Annotated in this window: 13 protein-coding genes; 8 read left to right on the top strand and 5 right to left on the bottom strand. The window is 73.8% G+C overall.

The features are described 5' to 3' along the window. The first annotated feature begins 158 nt into the window (after positions 1–158). Positions 159–2,330 (top strand): germacradienol/geosmin synthase Cyc2, encoded by a 2,172-nt coding sequence (gene cyc2 / locus ACZ7L7_RS30190; RefSeq protein ID WP_285515782.1) that lies wholly within the window; start codon positions 159–161, stop codon positions 2,328–2,330. A 114-nt stretch (positions 2,331–2,444) separates the two neighbouring features. On the opposite strand, the gene ACZ7L7_RS30185 is transcribed toward cyc2, so the two are convergent. Continuing rightward, positions 2,445–3,158 (bottom strand): CTP synthase C-terminal region-related (seleno)protein, encoded by a 714-nt coding sequence (locus tag ACZ7L7_RS30185; protein WP_285515781.1) that lies wholly within the window; start codon positions 3,156–3,158, stop codon positions 2,445–2,447. Positions 3,159–3,246: 88 nt separating this feature from the next. On the opposite strand from ACZ7L7_RS30185, the gene ACZ7L7_RS30180 reads away from it, so the two are divergent. The 4 genes from ACZ7L7_RS30180 (at position 3,247) to ACZ7L7_RS30165 (ending at position 7,076) form a co-directional block, all read left to right on the top strand. Then, the gene (locus ACZ7L7_RS30180; RefSeq protein WP_471430872.1) at positions 3,247–4,131 is read left to right on the top strand and encodes a LysR family transcriptional regulator; all 885 of its coding nucleotides are present in this window, start codon (positions 3,247–3,249) and stop codon (positions 4,129–4,131) included. 123 nt (positions 4,132–4,254) lie between these two features. Continuing rightward, positions 4,255–4,827, top strand: a complete 573-nt coding sequence (locus ACZ7L7_RS30175) for a PDZ domain-containing protein (RefSeq protein ID WP_285515780.1) — start codon at positions 4,255–4,257, stop codon at positions 4,825–4,827. Between the two features lie 102 nt (positions 4,828–4,929). Then, entirely contained in the window at positions 4,930–6,054 is a 1,125-nt protein-coding gene (locus ACZ7L7_RS30170) for an aminopeptidase P family protein (protein WP_285515779.1), read from the top strand. A 74-nt stretch (positions 6,055–6,128) separates the two neighbouring features. Continuing rightward, positions 6,129–7,076, top strand: coding sequence for an aminoglycoside phosphotransferase family protein (locus ACZ7L7_RS30165; RefSeq protein WP_285515778.1), 948 nt, complete (start codon positions 6,129–6,131; stop codon positions 7,074–7,076). Between the two features lie 3 nt (positions 7,077–7,079). Here ACZ7L7_RS30165 and treZ read toward each other — a convergent pair whose 3' ends face one another. After that, a complete protein-coding gene (treZ, locus tag ACZ7L7_RS30160) occupies positions 7,080–8,825 on the bottom strand; it encodes a malto-oligosyltrehalose trehalohydrolase (RefSeq protein ID WP_285515777.1) in 1,746 nt (581 codons plus the stop codon). Positions 8,826–8,998: 173 nt separating this feature from the next. On the opposite strand from treZ, the gene ACZ7L7_RS30155 reads away from it, so the two are divergent. The 3 genes from ACZ7L7_RS30155 (at position 8,999) to ACZ7L7_RS30145 (ending at position 11,526) form a co-directional block, all read left to right on the top strand. Then, the gene (locus tag ACZ7L7_RS30155; protein WP_285515776.1) at positions 8,999–9,550 is read left to right on the top strand and encodes a DUF1707 and FHA domain-containing protein; all 552 of its coding nucleotides are present in this window, start codon (positions 8,999–9,001) and stop codon (positions 9,548–9,550) included. Between the two features lie 177 nt (positions 9,551–9,727). Further along, the gene (locus ACZ7L7_RS30150; protein WP_471430866.1) at positions 9,728–11,071 is read left to right on the top strand and encodes a M14 family zinc carboxypeptidase; all 1,344 of its coding nucleotides are present in this window, start codon (positions 9,728–9,730) and stop codon (positions 11,069–11,071) included. Beyond that, the gene (locus ACZ7L7_RS30145; protein WP_285515774.1) at positions 11,068–11,526 is read left to right on the top strand and encodes an SSI family serine proteinase inhibitor; all 459 of its coding nucleotides are present in this window, start codon (positions 11,068–11,070) and stop codon (positions 11,524–11,526) included. The genes ACZ7L7_RS30150 and ACZ7L7_RS30145 overlap by 4 nt, the downstream gene beginning before the upstream one ends. A gap of 5 nt (positions 11,527–11,531) precedes the next feature. Here ACZ7L7_RS30145 and ACZ7L7_RS30140 read toward each other — a convergent pair whose 3' ends face one another. The 3 genes from ACZ7L7_RS30140 to glgX all read right to left on the bottom strand — a co-directional run bounded on the left by ACZ7L7_RS30140 (position 11,532) and on the right by glgX (position 17,909). Then, a complete protein-coding gene (locus tag ACZ7L7_RS30140) occupies positions 11,532–12,782 on the bottom strand; it encodes a M14 family zinc carboxypeptidase (protein ID WP_285515773.1) in 1,251 nt (416 codons plus the stop codon). 534 nt (positions 12,783–13,316) lie between these two features. After that, positions 13,317–15,662 carry a malto-oligosyltrehalose synthase gene (gene treY / locus ACZ7L7_RS30135; protein WP_472077669.1) on the bottom strand — a complete coding sequence of 782 codons (2,346 nt, stop codon included), beginning with the start codon at positions 15,660–15,662 and terminating at the stop codon, positions 13,317–13,319. A gap of 126 nt (positions 15,663–15,788) precedes the next feature. After that, positions 15,789–17,909: a glycogen debranching protein GlgX gene (glgX, locus tag ACZ7L7_RS30130; protein WP_285515771.1), complete on the bottom strand. Its 2,121-nt coding sequence runs from the start codon at positions 17,907–17,909 to the stop codon at positions 15,789–15,791. Positions 17,910–18,013: the final 104 nt, after the last annotated feature.

Below are 18,013 nucleotides of genomic sequence, written 5' to 3'. Positions count from 1 at the left end.
CACCGCCGGGCCTCGGCAAGAGCACCCGGCACGGCGGACCGTAACCGGAACACCACAGTACGCATGCGGAGTTGGCCGGTTTCCGGCGCTTTCACGCGATGGTGTGATCATGTCCCGGCGTGCGGATGCCTACCCGGGGCCCCGGGTAGGGCCCGGCCATGACGCAGCAGCCCTTCGAACTCCCGCACTTCTACATGCCGTATCCCGCGCGGCTCAACCCGCACGTCGACGAGGCCCGCGCCCACTCGACGGCGTGGGCGCGCGAGATGGGCATGCTGGAGGGATCCGGGATCTGGGAGCAGTCCGACCTCGAAGCACACGACTACGGCCTGCTCTGCGCCTACACCCATCCCGAGTGCGACGGCCCCGCCCTGTCGCTGATCACCGACTGGTACGTGTGGGTCTTCTTCTTCGACGACCACTTCCTGGACATGTACAAGCGGACCCAGGACCGCGCCGCCGGCAAGGCCCACCTGGACCGGCTCGCCCTGTTCATGCCGATGGACCTGTCCACCCCGATGCCCGAGCCGGAGAACCCGGTGGAGGCCGGACTCGCCGACCTGTGGAAGCGCACCGTCCCGGCCATGTCCGTGAACTGGCGGCGCCGCTTCGCCGTCGCCACCGAGCATCTGCTCAACGAGTCGATGTGGGAGCTGTCCAACATCAACGAGGGGCGGATCGCCAACCCCGTCGAGTACATCGAGATGCGGCGCAAGGTGGGCGGCGCCCCCTGGTCCGCCGGTCTCGTGGAGTACGCGCAGGCCGAGGTGCCCGCCGCCGTCGCCGGGTCCCGGCCGATGCGGGTGCTGATGGAGACCTTCTCCGACGCCGTGCACCTGCGCAACGACCTCTTCTCCTACCAGCGCGAGGTCGAGGACGAGGGCGAACTCAGCAACGGCGTCCTGGTCCTGGAGACCTTCTTCGGCTGCACCACCCAGCAGGCCGCCGACATGGTCAACGACGTCCTCACCTCCCGGCTCCACCAGTTCGAGCACACCGCCCTCACCGAGGTCCCCGCCCTCGCCCTGGAGAAGGGCCTCACCCCGGACGAGGTCGCTGCCGTCGCCGCCTACACCCAGGGACTGCAGGACTGGCAGTCCGGCGGCCACGAATGGCACATGCGCTCCAGCCGGTACATGAACGAGCGCGCCCGCACCGACCGGCCCTGGCACGGACTCACCGGCCCCGGCACCTCCGCCGCCGACATCGGCGCCCTGCTCGCCTCGGCCGGCTCCGAACGCCTGCGCGCCCACGCCCATGTGCCGTACCAGCAGGTCGGACCGTCGCTGATCCCCGACTTCTACATGCCCTTCCAGGTGGAGCTGTGCCCGCACCTGCCGGGCGCCCGGCAGCGGCTCGTGGACTGGTCCCACCGCATGGGCATCCTCCAGGAGGGCGTCTGGGACGAGGACCGGCTCAACGCCGCCGACCTCGCCCTGTGCTCGGCGGGCCTGGACCCCGACGCCACCCCGGAGGCCCTGGACCTCAGCGCCCACTGGCTCGCCTGGGGCACCTACGGCGACGACTACTACCCCCTCGTCTTCGGCCACCGCCGCGACCTGGCCGCGGCCAAGCTCACCACCGAGCGCCTGTCCGCCTGCATGCCCGTAGACGGCGAGGAGGCCCCCCTCGTCCCGTCCAACGCCATGGAACGCGCGCTCATTGACCTGTGGGCCCGCACGACGGCGGCGATGACGCCCGAGCAGCGGCGCACCTTCAAGGACGCGGTCAACTCCATGACCGAGAGCTGGCTGTGGGAGCTGCACAACCAGTTCCTCAACCGCGTCCCGGACCCGGTCGACTACCTGGAGATGCGCCGGTCCACCTTCGGCTCCGACCTCACCATGGCGATGTGCCGCATGGGCCACGGCCCCGCGGTGCCCCCGGAGGTGTACCGCAGCGGCCCGGTGCGCTCCCTGGAGAACGCCGCCATGGACTACGGCTGCCTCATCAACGACGTCTTCTCGTACCAGAAGGAGATCCAGTACGAGGGCGAGGTGCACAACCTCATCCTGGTCGTGCAGAACTTCTTCGGCTGCGACTACCCCGCCGCCCTCGCCGTCGTGCACGACCTGATGACCCAGCGGATGCAGCAGTTCGAGCACGTGGTCGCACACGAACTACCGGTCGTGTACGACGACTTCCAGCTCACCGAAGAAGCACGGGACGCGATGGCCACGTACGTCGGCGACCTGCGGAACTGGATGGCGGGCATCCTGAACTGGCACCGCGAGGTCGACCGCTACAAGCCCGACTACCTGGCCCGCCGCGCCCACGGCTTCCTGCCCGACCGGTCCCCGGCGGCGGGGCTGCCGGTGTCCCTGGGCTGAGGGCCGGATGCGGGGCTCCGGGGGCCACGGGTTCCCGGGGCCCGCGTGTTCGGCCGCCGGTTTCACCCCCGGCCTGTCCGAACCTCCGGCCGCGCGCCTGTCCGACCGCCGACCTCACCCCCGCCCGCGCGCCCGTTCCACCGCCGCCCTCGCCCACGCCGTGATCATCGGGTGCGGGCGGGAGCCGTCGCCGGAGAGTTCCGGCTGGAAGAGGGAGGCCAGGAAGAAGGGGTGGTCCGGGAGTTCGGCGATGCGGACGTGGCCGTCCTCGTCGTGGCCCGAGAAACGGAGGCCGTGCGCGGTCAGGGTGTCGAGGTGGCGGGTGGGGCCGTAGGCGCAGAAGTAGCGCTCGACGGTCCGCTCCGCGCCGATCACCGTCCGGGCGAGCGAGTCCGGCTCCACCAGGACCGCGCCCTCGTGGCCCACCAGGGAGCAGGCCAGCGGCTCGATCAGCGGGTCGGCGGCGTCCGGGTCGTTCTCCGCGTGTGCGGCGCCGGTCAGGCCGCAGACCTCGCGGGCGTACTCCAGCAGGGTGTGCTGGAAGCCGCCGCACGTCCCGAGGAAGGGGATGCCCCGCTCGCGTGCGGCGCGGATCGCCGCGAGCACCCCGGCCTCGCTGCGGTACGGGCTGCCCGGCACCACCCACACCGCGTCGAAGCCGTCCACGACGCCGGGCTCGGCGGCCTGCTCGGAGGGAATCCAGTACGCGTCCAGGAGCAGCCGCTCACGGTCGGCGAGCGTGTCGAGGAGGAGCGGCAGCCGGGTGTGGGACACGACGTTGGGGGAGCGGTCGCCGACCAGGGCGACCCGCGCGAGGGGCTCGGTCATGGCGTTCATCCTGGGCGCCGTCGCGAGTTCACGTCCAACGATGATTCCTGCACTCTCCATAAGCGGTACTGATGTCATCCTGGTCGCCATGGACCCGCACCTGCTGCGCACCTACGTCACCGTCGCCCGCCTCGCCTCCTTCTCCGAGGCCGCCCGCGCACTCGGCTACACCCAGTCGGCGGTGTCCCAGCACATCGCGGCCCTCGAACAGGACCTCGGCGCCCCGCTCCTCACCCGCCGCCCGGTCGCCCCCACACCGGCGGGCGCGCGCCTGATGGAGCACGCCGAAGCCCTGCTGCTGCGCCTGGACGCGGCCCGCGCCGACGTCGTACGGCTGGCCGCGGCGCCCGCGCGCGGGCTGACGCTCGCCGCCGCGCCCACCGCCCTCGGCCCCGCGGTCCTCGCCGCGCTCCCGGCGGCCGGGGTGACCCTGAAGGTGCTGCCCCGGGACGGCATCCCGGCGGCCGTCGCGACCGGCGCCGCCGACCTGGGCCTCGTCGACGGCCTGGCCGCCCCCAGCGACCCGCTGCGGATGCCCGACGTGGCACCGCTGACCACACGCGGCGCGGGCGAGGAACCGGTGTGCGTCCTGCTGCCCGAGGCCCATCCGCTGGCCCGGCGCCCGGGGCTGCGTCTGCACGACCTCGTCGACGCCCGCTGGCTCGACGCCCCCGGGGCGGGCCTCCCGCTCGACCGGCTCCGCGCGGCCGTCGGCGGAAACGGCTTCCGCCCGGCCCTGCGCTACGAGGGCACCGACGTACGCGCCCTCACCGCTCTCGCCGCCGCGGGCCACGGCCTGACCGTGCTGCCCCGGTCGGCCGCGACCGGGGTGCCGGGCGCGGTCGCGGTTCCGGTCACCGAGCCCCGGCTCGTCCACCGCACGGAACTGGTGCACGCGGGCGCACTCCGGGGCGCGGCACAGGAGCTGGCGTTCGCACTGACGTCCGAGCAGGGGCCGGACTTCCGCTCCTGAGCGGGCGTCAGTCTCACTCGTTCGTGGCTCGTTGTGCGCCGGAGCGCCGGGTAGTCCTCAGCCGGAGCCGGACCGTAGCCCTCAGCCCGAGGTCGACCGCGGTTCTCCGTCCGGAGGCGATCCATGGAACACACCGCGTTGCGCCCCAAGCCGATGCCCGGCCAGGAGCCCGGCGACGGCCCGCGCACGACACCCACCCCGCGACCGCGCGCCGCGCGCCGGCGCGGACGCCGGTTCACCACCGCGCTGTTCGCGCTGTTCGTCGGCGCGGTCCTGGTGCTGTCCGGCGTCGGACTCGGCACCGTCGGCGCCACGGTGATCGGGATGAGCAAACTCGCCGAGGCCCAGCAGGCCCAGCAGGCGAGCACCCGCACCCACGCCGCCCCCTCCGCCTCGCTCGGACCCCGGCCCGCCCCGGCCGCGACCGCCGCCCGCGCGACGCTGGGCGTGGAGGCGGTGGACGCCGAGAAGGCGGGCGCCCGCCTCGTCGGCGTCCACGTCCCGGGCCCCGGCTACGCGGCGGGCCTGGTGCGCGGCGACATCCTCCTCGCCTTCGGCAGGACCCGGATCGACACCGCGACCGACCTCGCCCGCGCGGTGGCGAAGGCCCGCCCCGGCACCGAGGTCACCTTGACCGTGCGGCACGCGAGCGGGGGGTACCAGCAGCTCGTCGTGGTGCCGGGCGTGGTGACCTGAGGCCCGAGGACACCTCGGAAACAACGTCGACCGGCTCGCGCCGCCCTCTGCATGCGGGCAGGATGCTCCCCGTAGTCACTTCACCCGCCCAGGGAGGCACGGATGAGCGCCCCGACGCCCGCTCCCTTCACCGCCGAGGAATATCGAACCCGTATGGAGCGCGCCGCGCGGGCCGCCGCCGACGCCGGGCTCGCCGGACTGCTCGTCGCGCCCGGGCCCGACCTGGTGTGGCTCACCGGATACGCGCCCCCCGTCACCGAACGGCTCACCCTGCTCGTCCTCGTCCCCGGTCGCGACCCCGCGCTCGTCGTGCCCACGCTGGAGGCGCCGGACGCCGCCGAGGCACCCGGCGCGCCCGCGCTGAGCCTGCGGGACTGGACCGACGGCAAGGACCCCTACGCCGTGGCCGCGGCCCTGCTGGACCCCGGCGGCCGGTTCGGGATCAGCGACAACGCCTGGGCCATGCACCTGCTGGGCCTCACCCACACCCTGCCCGGCTCCTCCTACGCCTCCCTCACCGAGGCGCTGCCGATGCTCCGCGCGGTGAAGGACACGGTGGAGCTGGAGCGGCTCGCGGCCGCGGGCGCGGCGGCGGACGCCACGTACGAGGAGATCCGGCAGGTGCCCTTCGCCGGGCGCAAGGAGGCCGACGTCGCCGCCGACCTGGACCGGCTGCTGCGCGCGCACGGCCACTCCCAGGTCGACTTCACCATCGTCGCCTCCGGCCCGAACGGCGCCAACCCGCACCACGGGGCGGGCGAGCGGGTCATTGAGCGCGGCGACATGGTCGTCCTCGACTTCGGCGGGCTGCTCGGCGGCTACGGCTCCGACACCTCCCGCACCGTCCACGTCGGGGAGCCCACCGACGAGGAACGCCGGGTCCACGACATCGTGCGCGCGGCCCAGGAGGCGGGCTTCCGGGCCGTACGGCCCGGCGTGGCCTGCCAGGAGGTCGACCGGGCCGCCCGCGCGGTGATCGAGGACGCCGGGTACGGCGAGTACTTCATCCACCGCACCGGGCACGGCATCGGCGTCACCACGCACGAGCCGCCGTACATGGTCGAGGGCGAGGAACAGCCCCTGGTGCCCGGGATGTGCTTCTCCGTGGAGCCCGGCATCTATCTGCCCGGCCGGTTCGGGGTCCGCATCGAGGACATCGTCACGGTCACCGAGGACGGCGGGAGGCGCCTGAACGACACCACCCGCGAGTTGGTCATAGTGGACTAGTGGACCGGCGGGAAACTCTCGGCGGTTCCGGCACCTCTTCAGCGACAACGGCTCTAGTGACTACGGCGCGACCCATGACCCAGGCACCGACACCCACCGCGGACACGGTCCGCAGACTGGTCCGTTCCCTGCTCAAGGACGGCGCGGACGACACCGCGGGACCCGAGGTCCGCCCCGTCGCGCCCGGCGACGAGGCCGTCACCTGGTGGGTCGGCGCCCGCCATGTGCTGCGCCTCGCGCCCGACCGCGACGGCACCGTCCGCCAGCGCCGCGAGATGCGTCTGCGCGACCTGGTCCGGACGCACCTGCCGGTCGCGGTGCCGACGAGCGTCGCGCACGGCGAGTGGGCGCCCGGTCTCGCCTACACCCTGGACACCAAGCTGCCCGGCGGCTCGGCCGAGGTGCACGACGTGTCCGCGGTCGGCGAGGCGGACCTCGCGGGATTGCTCACGGGGCTGCGCGAGGTGCCGGTCCGGCAGGCCGAGGCGCTCGGCGTGCCGCGCACCGGCCCGCGCTCGCTTGAGGCGCTGCGCCGGGCCGCCGAACGCGCCGCCGCCCGACTCGCCGAGGCCGACGAGTTCGACCCGGCCCGGCTGCACCAGCTCACCCCGCCGGCCGCGGTCCAGCTCGCCGCCCAGCCCGGCACCGCCGTCCTCGTCCACCACGGGCTGACCGGCGAGCACCTGGTGGTGAGCGCCGACGGACGGGTGCGCGGCGTCCTCGGCTGGACCGACGCGGTGGTCGGCGACCCCGCCGAGGACATCGCCGGTCTGGCCCGCGCGGTCGGCTCCCCGGCCGCCGTCCGCGCCGCCACCCTGGCGGGCTACGGAGCCCGCCCGTGCCTGCGCGGCCTGTGGCTGGCCCGCTGCGACACCGTCGTCCACCTCGCCGAGGCCCTCGACAAGCCGGGCCGCACCTCCCTGCCGGAGCTGCGCCGCCGCCTCGAACTGGCCTGGGAGGCGATCCTGCTGGAGCGGGTCACGGAGCTGCGCGAGGACGACGACCCGGACGAAGGCCCCTGAGCGTCACTCCTGCAGCAGCACCACACCCGACTCCCCGGGCAGGTGCAGCACGCCGTCCTGCCCCGGCACCTCCACCGGCTCCCACGCGGCCAGCACGCGCGCGTGGCGCGGGCCCAGCGGGATCTGCGCCGGGTCCTTGCCGAGGTTCACGGCCACCCGGACATCGCCGCGGCGGAAGGCCAGCCAGCGGTGCCGCTCGTCGAAGGCGACCTTGGTGTCGGCGAGGTCGGGGTCGGTCAGATCGGGCTGCTCGTGCCGCAGGGCGATCAGGCGCCGGTACCAGTCGAGCACGCGCGCGTGGGGCTCGCGTTCCGGCTCCGACCAGTCCAGGCACGAGCGGTCCCGGGTCGCCGGGTCCTGCGGGTCGGGCACGTCCTCCTCGGCCCAGCCGTGCGCGGCGAACTCCCGTCGCCTGCCCCGCCGTACCGCCTCCGCCAGCTCGGGGTCGGTGTGGTCGGTGAAGAACTGCCAGGGCGTGCCCGCCGCCCACTCCTCGCCCATGAACAGCATCGGCGTGAAGGGCGCCGTCAGGACCAGAGTCGCCGCGCAGGCCAGCAGGCCGGGGGAGAGGGTGGCGGAGAGCCGGTCGCCCTGGGCGCGGTTGCCGACCTGGTCGTGGGTCTGGCCGTAGCCCAGCAGCCGGTGCCCGGCCACCCGGGAGCGGTCCAGCGGCCGCCCGTGGTGCCTGCCCCGGAAACTGGAGTAGGTGCCGTCGTGGAAGTAGCCGCCGGTGAGCGTCTTGGCGACGGCGGCCAGCGGGGCGCGCGCGAAGTCGGCGTAGTAGCCCTGGGACTCGCCGGTCAGAGCGGTGTGCAGGGCGTGGTGGAAGTCGTCGTTCCACTGGGCCTGGAGCCCGAGTCCGCCCTCCGCGCGCGAGGTGATGATCCGCGGGTCGTTCAGGTCCGACTCCGCGATCAGGAACAGCGGGCGGCCCGTCTCGGCCGCGAGGGCGTCCACCGCGGCCGACAGCTCCTCCAGGAAGTGGCACGCGCGCGTGTCACGCAGTGCGTGCACCGCGTCCAGCCGGAGCCCGTCGATCCGGTAGTCCCGCAGCCAGGCCAGCGCGCTGCCGACGAGGTAGGCGCGCACCTCGTCGGAGCCGGGCGCGTCCAGGTTGACGGCGGCGCCCCACGGCGTGTGGTGGGTCTCGGTGAAGTACGGCCCGAAGGCGGGCAGGTAGTTGCCGGACGGGCCGAGGTGGTTGTGCACCACGTCCAGCACGACCCCGAGCCCGAGTTCGTGCGCCCGGCCGACGAAGCGCTTCAGCGCCGCGGGCCCGCCGTACGGCTCGTGCACCGCCCACAGCGAGACGCCCTCGTACCCCCACCCGTACCGGCCGGGAAAGGGGCACACCGGCATCAACTCGACGTGCGTGACGCCCAGTTCGACCAAGTGCCGGAGCCGCTCGGCGGCCGCGTCCAGCGTCCCCTCGCGCGTGTACGTGCCCACGTGCAGCTCGTACAGGACCGCCCCCGGCAGCGGGCGGCCCGCCCAGTCGGCGCGCCACGTGTACGCGCCGTGGTCCACGACCGCGCTGAGCCCGTCGGGGCCGTCCGGCTGGCGGCGCGAGCGCGGGTCGGGCAGGACAGGGCCGTCGTCCAGCGCGAACCCGTACCGGGTGCCGTCCTCGGCCTCCGCCTCCCCCTGCCACCAGCCCTCCCGCTCCGGATCGCGCTCCAACGCGCGCGTGGCGTCCCCGTGATGGAGCGTGACACGGTCGGCCTGCGGTGCCCACACCTCGAACTGCACGGACGGTTCCCCTTCGTCTGCTCACCGTGATGTAGCCCGTCCATGGTGCTTCAAACGAGATCAATCCGCGTTGGCATCCTCCCTTTTGCCGCAGGTGTCGCCGGATGTACGCACCTGGCTACGGTTTCCTCGATTTCTGGACACCCCGCCCCCGCTGACCGACAATCACCAGCGTGACGTCGTCCTTCGAGTTCAACACGTACCCCGCGCGGCTCTCCGACGCGGAGCGCGACCACGCGCTGAAGGCGCTGCGGGACGGCGTCGCCATGGGCCGGCTCTCGCACGACACGTTCATCCGGCGCATGGAACTGGCCCTCGCCGCCCGCCGCTCCGACGAACTGGCCGCCCTCACCGCCGACCTCCCCCAGGAGAGCCGGCTGTCCCGGCTGGTGTTCGGCACCGTCGAGGCCGTCTCCGGGTTCGGCGTACGGCTGCGCAGCGCCTGGCGGGCCGAGCGGCTGCCGAAGCTGCTGCTGCCGCACCCCGGCGGCGAACGCCCGCTGCGGATCGGCCGGGACCCCGCCAACGGGCTGCGGCTGACCCACGAGACGGTCTCCCGGGTGCACGCCGAGCTGTCCCGGCAGGGCGGCATGTGGGTGCTGCGGGACCTCGGTTCGACCAACGGCACGACGGTGAACGGCCGCCGGGTCATCGGGGCCGCCGTGGTCCGCGAGGGGGACCAGGTGGGCTTCGGGCAGATGGCGTTCCGGCTCTCCGCGAACTGAGCGGACCGCCCCCCGGACTAAGCACCACCTTAGCTCTGGCCTGGGCTTTACCGGGCGAGGTGGATGATTGCCTTTACATGCGCGGGTGTTGACGTACACCCGCTCTCCGTGACTGACTGTGCGTACCCCGTGTACATCAAGTGAACCGACGGCACCGGCTCGCGGAGGTGCGCCCTGTTGCCACTTCTCCGCTACCCGACCGTCGACGAACTCGGCGCCCGGGCGGCCGCACTCGTCACCCGCCACCCCTCGCGGGCCAGGCTCCGGCGCGCCGGGACCTCCCGAGCGGGCAACCCCCTCTGGCTCCTCTCCGTGGGCCACGGCAGCCGCCAGGCCCTCGTCGTCGCGGGCCCGCACGCCAACGAACCCGTAGGCGGCGCCACCGCCCTCCGGCTCGCCGAACGCGTCCTGGCCGACCCCCGCCACCAGCAGGACGCCACCTGGAACCTGCTGCTCTGCCTCGACCCCGACGGACTGCGCCGCAACGAGGGCTGGCTGCAAGGCCCGTACACCCTCGGCCGCTACTTCCGGAACTTCTTCCGCCCCGGCTTCCTGGAACAGCCCGAATGGCTGCCGGACGGCGCCGACCACGCCGCCCTGCCCGAGACCCGCACCCTGCTCGCCCTCCAGGACGAGCTGCGCCCCTTCCTGCAGTGCTCCCTGCACGGCGTCGACGTCGGCGGCGGCTTCGTCGAACTCACCCACGAACTGCCCGGCTTCCCGCGCCGCCTCGCGCACACCGCGGCCCGCCTCGGCATCCCGCGCGAGTTCGGCCCGTACGACACCCTGTACTGGCCGCGGATCGGCCCCGCCGTCTACCGCATCCCGCCCCCGCGCCGCGGCGACCTCGCCGCCGCCATCACGGAGGCGGCCGTGGAGTCCACCTGGTTCCACCCCTACCGGTACGGCACCGTGACGGCCGTCGTGGAGGCGCCCATGTGGGGCGTGGCCGCCGTCGAGGACGACAGCGTGCCGACCGACGCGGCCGCCGTCCTGCGCACCGTCAGCCGCACCCTGCGCCACGACTCCCGCCTCCTGGCCCGCCTCCTCGCCCGCACCCGCCACCGGCTGCCCGCCACCGCCGACACGGAGCGGCTGCTCGCCCCGGTGGACGACTATTTACTGGTCTGTCCCGGACTCGCCGACGCCTGGGACCCCGACATCGTCACCGTCGACGCCCAGCCGCTGCCCGCCCTCAGCACCGCCCATCTCGCCACCCTGCGCATCGCCGGGCGGCGGCTCGCGCTGCGCACCGCCGGTCTGCTGCACCAGCTCGTCTCCCGCGCGGGCAGCGACCCGGCCGGGGTCCTGCCGGAACTGGACCGGCTCATCGACCTGTGGTGCGCCGACTACCGCGACGGCTGCGGGGCGCGCTGGATCCCGGTGGCGCGGCAGGTCGAGTACCAGTCCCGGGTGGTGCTCGCCGCCTTCGACCTCGCCTCGCGGCACGCGGGCGCGTGCTCCCGTTCGGGTGAGCCGGGGTGGGGATCCGAGGCCGCCGTGCCGATGCACCGGGAATGACACACTCCACGACTGTGCGGGCGGGCCGGGCCGGCGCCCTGCTGGCGTCCGCCGCGCTCCTCACCCTCGCGACCGCCCCGGTCCAGGCTGCCGAGCCTTCCGACATCCCCGGCACCTGGCTCCGCCTCAGCCTCACCACGGGCGACTCCCAGTCCAGCGACACCCGCGGCACCCTCCTGCTGTGCGACCCGCCGCAGGGCCACCAGCACGCGGCCGAGGCGTGCGGGCAACTGGCCTCGGTCGAGGGCGACATCGCCGCGATGCGGCCCCTGAACGCCGTCTGCACGATGATCTACGCCCCGGTGACGGCCCGGGCGACCGGCCAGTGGAACGGCAAGGCGATCGCGTACGAGCACACGTTCCCCAACGAGTGCACGCTGAGGGCCACCACGGGCTCCGTGTTCGCCCTGGACCGCGCTCGGATCGACGAGACACTGCCGGGGCTCGGGGACTGAGCCGCTCACATCGCCCTGTCCCGCGCGTGGAGTGCCGCCGCCACCACCGTGCGGGACTGGTGCTCGACCTGGTGTTCCAGGGGCACCCAGCGGGCCCGGAAGCGGCGTTCGAAGGAGCTGCTCCAGGTCGCCACCAGGCGCTCCAGGCGCGGGGCGGCGCGGTCGCCCCTCTGGTGGAGCACGCGGAGCAGCATCGCCGCCGAGCGCAGCGGCAGGCGGCGGCCGAAGGCGTCCACGCTGCCGATGTACGCGCGGGTGGTGTCCGCCGGGGGCGTGTGGGCCCAGTCCGCCGCCAGCCCCGGGACCAGTTCCAGCGCCCAGCGCACCGCCCGCAGCAGAGGGCCCTCGGCGCCCTCCAGACGGGGCAGGGCCTCCGTGAGGGCGCGCTCCACCTGGCGGGCGTCCCGGATCAGACGGTCCGCGAGGCGTCGTAGCGCCGCCGCCGGGGCCGGGTGCGGGGCGGGGTCGTCGACCAGGTCGCTCGCCCACATCGGGACCTCCACGACCGCCGTCAGACCTCCGTAGCGGTGCACGTGGTGCCAGGTGCTGTGGCGGGCGTCGTCCGGCATGCTCGGGTAGGCGGCCCCCGCGTCCGGGGCCGGCATCACATGCACACCGGGGCCGGACGCGGGCCAGCCCGCGGCGTCCGAGGCGCCGGTCTCCACCGGGATGTTCAGCTCCGCCGCCGACTTGGCGAACGGCTCGGCGAGCCCCGGCACGTCCTTCGTCAACTGCACCCAGCTGCCGCCCAGATCGGTGCCGTGCAGGCTGGCCTGGAGGTAGGGACGTACCTCGTCGATGACCCGGGTGAGGGTGACCGTCTCGGGCGGCAGCCGGTCCGGCGGGAGCACCGCGGGCGACCACTCGGGCTGCTCCGGGCCGGCGGGCCGGAAGAACCCCAGGTGGTAGTCGAACAGACTGCGCGGCGCCGGAGTGACGTGCAGGCTCGTACCGTCGGGATCGGCGCACAGCAGGAAGTGCCAGGAGGTGCCGGCCCGCAACGCCCGCTCCTGCACGACCCGTTCGGCCAGCGCGAGCAGGGTGGGACCGCCGGTCTGCTCATTGGCGTGGGCGCCCGCCACGACCAGCACGGCGGGCCGGGCGCTGCCCACGGACAGCAGGTGCAGCGGCCGGCCGGCCCGCGACACACCCACCTGCCGCAGGGTGCACAGGCCCGGCCGGGTCGCCGCCAACGCGCGGGCCGCCGAGACGACTTCGGCCACCGTGGGGTAGCTCGGCTCCGGCAGAAGACTCACCCCCGTCACATCCGCCAGCTTCGCAATCCGCAGTACCCCACGCCCGAGTTGAAGTGTCAAGGACACTCCGGGGGAGCCTCCAGGGGGCGCCCGGAGGCATTCGGCGCCGACGGACAGGACGGCCGGGGTGGGTGGGACCGGTGAGGTCCGCGCACCCCGTCCGGCGGGCCCGGAAGCCGGTCACCACCGTGCGCCGGCCGGGCGGCACGGGCGCCGGGAGCGGGCGCGGGCCCGTGCCGGGAGCCCGCACCACCGCACGGCGCCCGCCACCGGCCCCACGCTCACCCCGCACACCCCCGGGCCGTGCCCGGAAGAGTCCCGCCCGCCGTCCGACGCCCGGCACGCCCTCTCGCCGCACCGGCCGGCCGTCCACGTACGGGACCAGTATGCGGGAGTCCGTCCGGCACGCCGGGAGCACGTTCCCCCCAGCGCGAACCCGGCTTCGCCCGGCCCGCGCGGGGGCACCCCCGTGCCGCCGTTCGGCCCGCCCTCCGCGGGGACGACGCGACCTCGCGGACACGGCCCGGCGCCCGCTCACCCCCGCTCCAGCAACACCACCGGCAGCGGTCCGAAAAGCTCCGCCACGCGCGCGTGGCCGCTGAACTCCCGTGCCGGGTCCAGTACGTCGACCCAGCGCCCCGGCGGCAGCGGCAGCACGGTGTCCCGCCAGCCGCCCGCCTCCGCCAGCCGCAGCGACAGCCGGGTCACGGCCGTGACGACCTCCTCCGAGCGGGCGTAGGCCACACAGTGCGCGGCCGCCGGACCCGCCGCGGCGAGCGGGGCGTACGCCGCCGTCTCCCCGAAGGCGGCCGGACGCCGCGCGCGCAGCCGCAGCGCCGCCTCGGTCACCGCGTTCTTCACGCCCGGCGACGGCGGCGGGAAGGACACCGGCCGCCGGTTGTCCGGGTCCACCAGCGCCCGGTACTCGCCCTCCGTGCCCTGGTACACGTCCGGCACCCCCGGCATCGTCAGGTGCAGCAGGGCCGTGCCGAGCACGTTCGCCCGGATGTGCGGCTCCAGCCGCTCGCGCAGGGCCGCCACATGCGCCCCCGCGGGCCCGCACGGCCCCGCCGCGACGAACGTCGCCACCGCCTCCTCGTACGGCGGCTCCTGCTCCGTCCAGCTCGTGAACAGCCCGGCCTCCCGCACATGCTTCAGCAGCGCCCCCCGCACCCGCTCCGGATCCGCGGGCCCCAGCCCGAACACCGTCTGCCAGGCGGCCCACGCCAGTTGCGCGTCCGGCACGCCCTCCCCGGCGCGGGTCACCTCGGCCAGTACGTCCGCCCACCACTCGGGGCACTCGGTGAGCACGTTCAGCGCGGCCCGTACGTCCGCGCTGCGCTTGGTGTCGTGCGTGGACACCACCACCCCGGTCGCCGGCCAGTCGCGCTGCACGCGCGCGCAGTACGCGTGGAAGTCCTCCGGGGACAGCGCGGGGCTGCCCGGATTCCCGCCCACCTCGGTCGCCGACAGCAGCGGCACGTACCGGTAGAACGCGGTGTCCTCCACCGACTTGGCGCGCAGCGCGGACGCCGTCTGCGCGAACCGCACCCGGAAGTCGTCCAGCTCAGGCCCCGCCCCCGCGCGCCCCAGCACCAGATCGCGCACCACGTCGACCGCCCCGGCCTCCTCCGGGACGACGAAGGCGTGCCGTGCCTCGTCCGCCGCCTCCTCGGTCACCACGGCGGACACGTCGCCACTGGCGTAGGGCCGGTAGACCTCCAGACGTACGAGCAGTTCCTGGAGCGCGGTGCGCAGCGCCCAGGGCGCCCGGTCGCGCAGCGCGGGGTCCCCGGAGGTCTCGCAGACCCGCAGGGCCGCCCGCGTCAGCCGCTCCGTCTCGGCCGCCAGCTCGTGCGTGATCACCTTGTACGCGGCCCGCCGCGCCGTCGCCTCCCACTGGCCGCCCCGGTCGGTCTGCGGGGCCGCGAACCGCCGGTACTGGCCCAGGAGTTCCCCGAACCCGGCCGGGTCCGTGAACAGGCCGTCGATGTGCCGCAGCGCGTCGTATCCGGTGGTCCCGGCCACCGGCCAGGCCGCGGGCAGGCGCTCACCGTCGGAGAGGATCTTCTCCACGACCGTCCAGCGGCCCCCGGTCGCCTCGTGCAGCCGCCGCAGATACCCGTCGGGGTCGGCGAGCCCGTCCGGATGGTCGATCCGCAGCCCGTCGATCACTCCCTCGTGGAGCAGCGCGAGGATCTTGTCGTGCGTGGCCTCGAACACCTCCGGACGCTCCACCCGCACCCCGATCAGCTCCGAGATGCTGAAGAACCGCCGGTAGTTCAGCTCGGTGCGGGCCAGCCGCCACCACCCGAGCCGGTACCACTGGGCGTCCAGCAGCTGCGGCAGCGGCAGCTCCGCGGTGCCCTCCCGCAGCGGGAAGACGTGGTCGTAGTAGCGCAGCACGTCCCCGTCGACCTTCAGTCGGTCCAGCTCCCGGCCGAGCGGCCCGCCGAGCACCGGCAGCAGGATCCGCCCGCCCTGCGCCTCCCAGTCCACGTCGAACCAGCACGCGTGCGGCGACTGGGGGCCCTCGCGCAGCACCTCCCACAGGGCCCGGTTGTGGCGCGGCGCCATCGCCATGTGGTTCGGCACGATGTCGACGACCAGGCCGAGCCCGTGCTCCCGCGCGGTGCGCGACAGCGCGCGCAGGCCCTCCTCGCCGCCGAGTTCCTCGCGTACGCGCGCGTGGTCGACGACGTCGTAGCCGTGCGCGGAGCCCGGCACCGCCTCCAGCACGGGGGACAGGTGCAGATGCGAGACGCCGAGCGAGGCCAGGTACGGCACCGCCTCGGCCGCGGCGGCGAACGGGAAGTCGGGCTGCAACTGGAGCCGGTAGGTGGCCGTGGGCGTCACCGGGTCAGGTCGCTCAGGTGTCATGGAAACGTACGTACCCGCCCTGCCGCCCTTCGTGCCCCCGTCCTCACCATGTGCCCCCGCTGCCCGGCCGCTCACCCGCCCGGAGCACCCCCGCGCGGGTGAGCCCCGTCCCAGGGGCGGGCGCCCCTACACGGGCCGCTGGAGCACCACCAGGCTGCGGTCCACCAGCGTCAGCCGGTCCCCGGCCTGCACCTTCGGCCCGCCGCCCGGCGCGACGCCCTCCTCCCGCGCGGTGTCCACCGCGACCTGCCACTGGCGGCCGTGGTTGACCGGTACCACGAAGTCCAGCGTCTTCGGCGCCGCGTTGAACATCAGCAGGAAGGAGTCGTCGGTGATGCGCTCCCCGCGCGGGCCGGGCTCGGAGATCGCGTTGCCGTTGAGGAACACCGTCAGCGCGGACGCCTGCGCCGAGTGCCAGTCCCGGTGGGTCATCTCCTTGCCCTCGGGCGTGAACCAGGCGATGTCCGACAGCTCGTCATGGGTGCCCTCCACCGGCCGCCCGTGGAAGAAGCGCCGCCGCCGGAACACCGGGTGGTCCCGGCGCAGCCACACCATGGCCTGCGTGAAGCGCAGCAGCGCGCGGCCGTCCTCGTCGCCCGGGTCCGGCCAGTTCAGCCACGCCAGCTCGTTGTCCTGGCAGTAGGCGTTGTTGTTGCCCTTCTGGGTGCGCGCGAACTCGTCGCCGTGGCTGATCATCGGCACGCCCTGGGACAGCATCAGGGTCGCGATGAAGTTGCGGATCTGACGGCCCCGCAGCTGAAGCACCTCGGGATCGTCCGTCTCGCCCTCCGCGCCGCAGTTCCAGGACCGGTTGTGGCTCTCCCCGTCGCGGTTGTCCTCGCCGTTGGCCTTGTTGTGCTTGTGGTTGTACGACACCAGGTCGTGCAGGGTGAAGCCGTCGTGGCAGGTGACGAAGTTGATGGAGGCCAGCGGGCGCCGTCCGTCGTCCTGGTAGAGGTCGGAGGAGCCGGTCAGCCGGGAGGCGAACTCCGCGAGCGTGCGCGGCTCACCGCGCCACAGGTCCCGTACGGTGTCGCGGTACTTGCCGTTCCACTCCGTCCACAGCGGCGGGAAATTGCCCACCTGGTAGCCGCCCTCGCCCACGTCCCAGGGCTCGGCGATCAGCTTCACCTGGGAGACCACCGGGTCCTGCTGCACCAGGTCGAAGAACGACGACAGCCGGTCCACCTCGTGGAACTGCCGCGCCAGGGTGGCCGCGAGATCGAAGCGGAAGCCGTCGACATGCATCTCGGTCACCCAGTACCGCAGCGAGTCCATGATCAGCTGAAGGACGTGCGGGGACCGCATGAGCAGCGAGTTCCCGGTGCCCGTGGTGTCCATGTAGTAGCGGCGGTCCTCGGAGAGCCGGTAGTAGGACGTGTTGTCCAGGCCCCGGAAGGAGAGCGTGGGGCCCAGGTGGTTGCCCTCGGCGGTGTGGTTGTAGACCACGTCCAGGATCACCTCGATCCCGGCCTCGTGCAGCGCCTTGACCGCCGACTTGAACTCCAGCACCTGCTGGCCGCGGTCGCCCCAGGACGCGTAGGCGTTGTGCGGGGCGAAGAAGCCGATCGTGTTGTAGCCCCAGTAGTTGTTCAGGCCCATGTCCACCAGGCGGTGGTCGTTGACGAACTGGTGGACGGGCATCAGCTCCAGCGCCGTCACCCCCAGCTCGGTCAGATGCTCGATGACCGCCGGGTGCGCGAGCGCCGCGTACGTGCCGCGCAGCTCCTCCGGCAGCCCCGGGTGGCGCATCGTCAGGCCCTTCACATGGGCCTCGTAGATCACCGTGTGGTGGTACTCGGTGCGCGGGCGCCGGTCGTCGCCCCAGTCGAAGTAGGGGTTGACCACCACCGACGACATGGTGTGCGGCGCCGAGTCCAGGTCGTTGCGCCGGTCGGGGTCGTCGAAGTGGTAGCCGTACACCTCCTCGCCCCAGCTGATCGAGCCGCTGACCGCCTTCGCGTACGGGTCGAGCAGCAGCTTGGCGGAATTGCAGCGCAGCCCGCGCTCGGGGGCGTACGGCCCGTGCACCCGGAAGCCGTACCGCTGCCCCGGCATGACACCCGGCACGTACGCGTGCCGGACGAACGCGTCGCTCTCCCGCAGTTCCACCGCCGTCTCCGAGCCGTCGTCGTGCAGCAGACACAGCTCTACTCGGTCCGCGGACTCCGTGAAGACCGCGAAATTCGTGCCGGCGCCGTCATACGTGGCACCGAGTGGATACGCCTCTCCAGGCCAGACCTGCATGGACTCGACTCTTTCAGGTGGACCGCGCCGACGGGGGCGCCTTGACTCCGAGTCTCCCCGAAAGTGATGGAACCACCCCCGAATCGCACCCCTCTTACCGGACG

This window comes from Streptomyces sp. NPDC110618, assembly GCF_055657065.1.
This window is presented reverse-complemented; position numbering and strand designations above follow the sequence as displayed.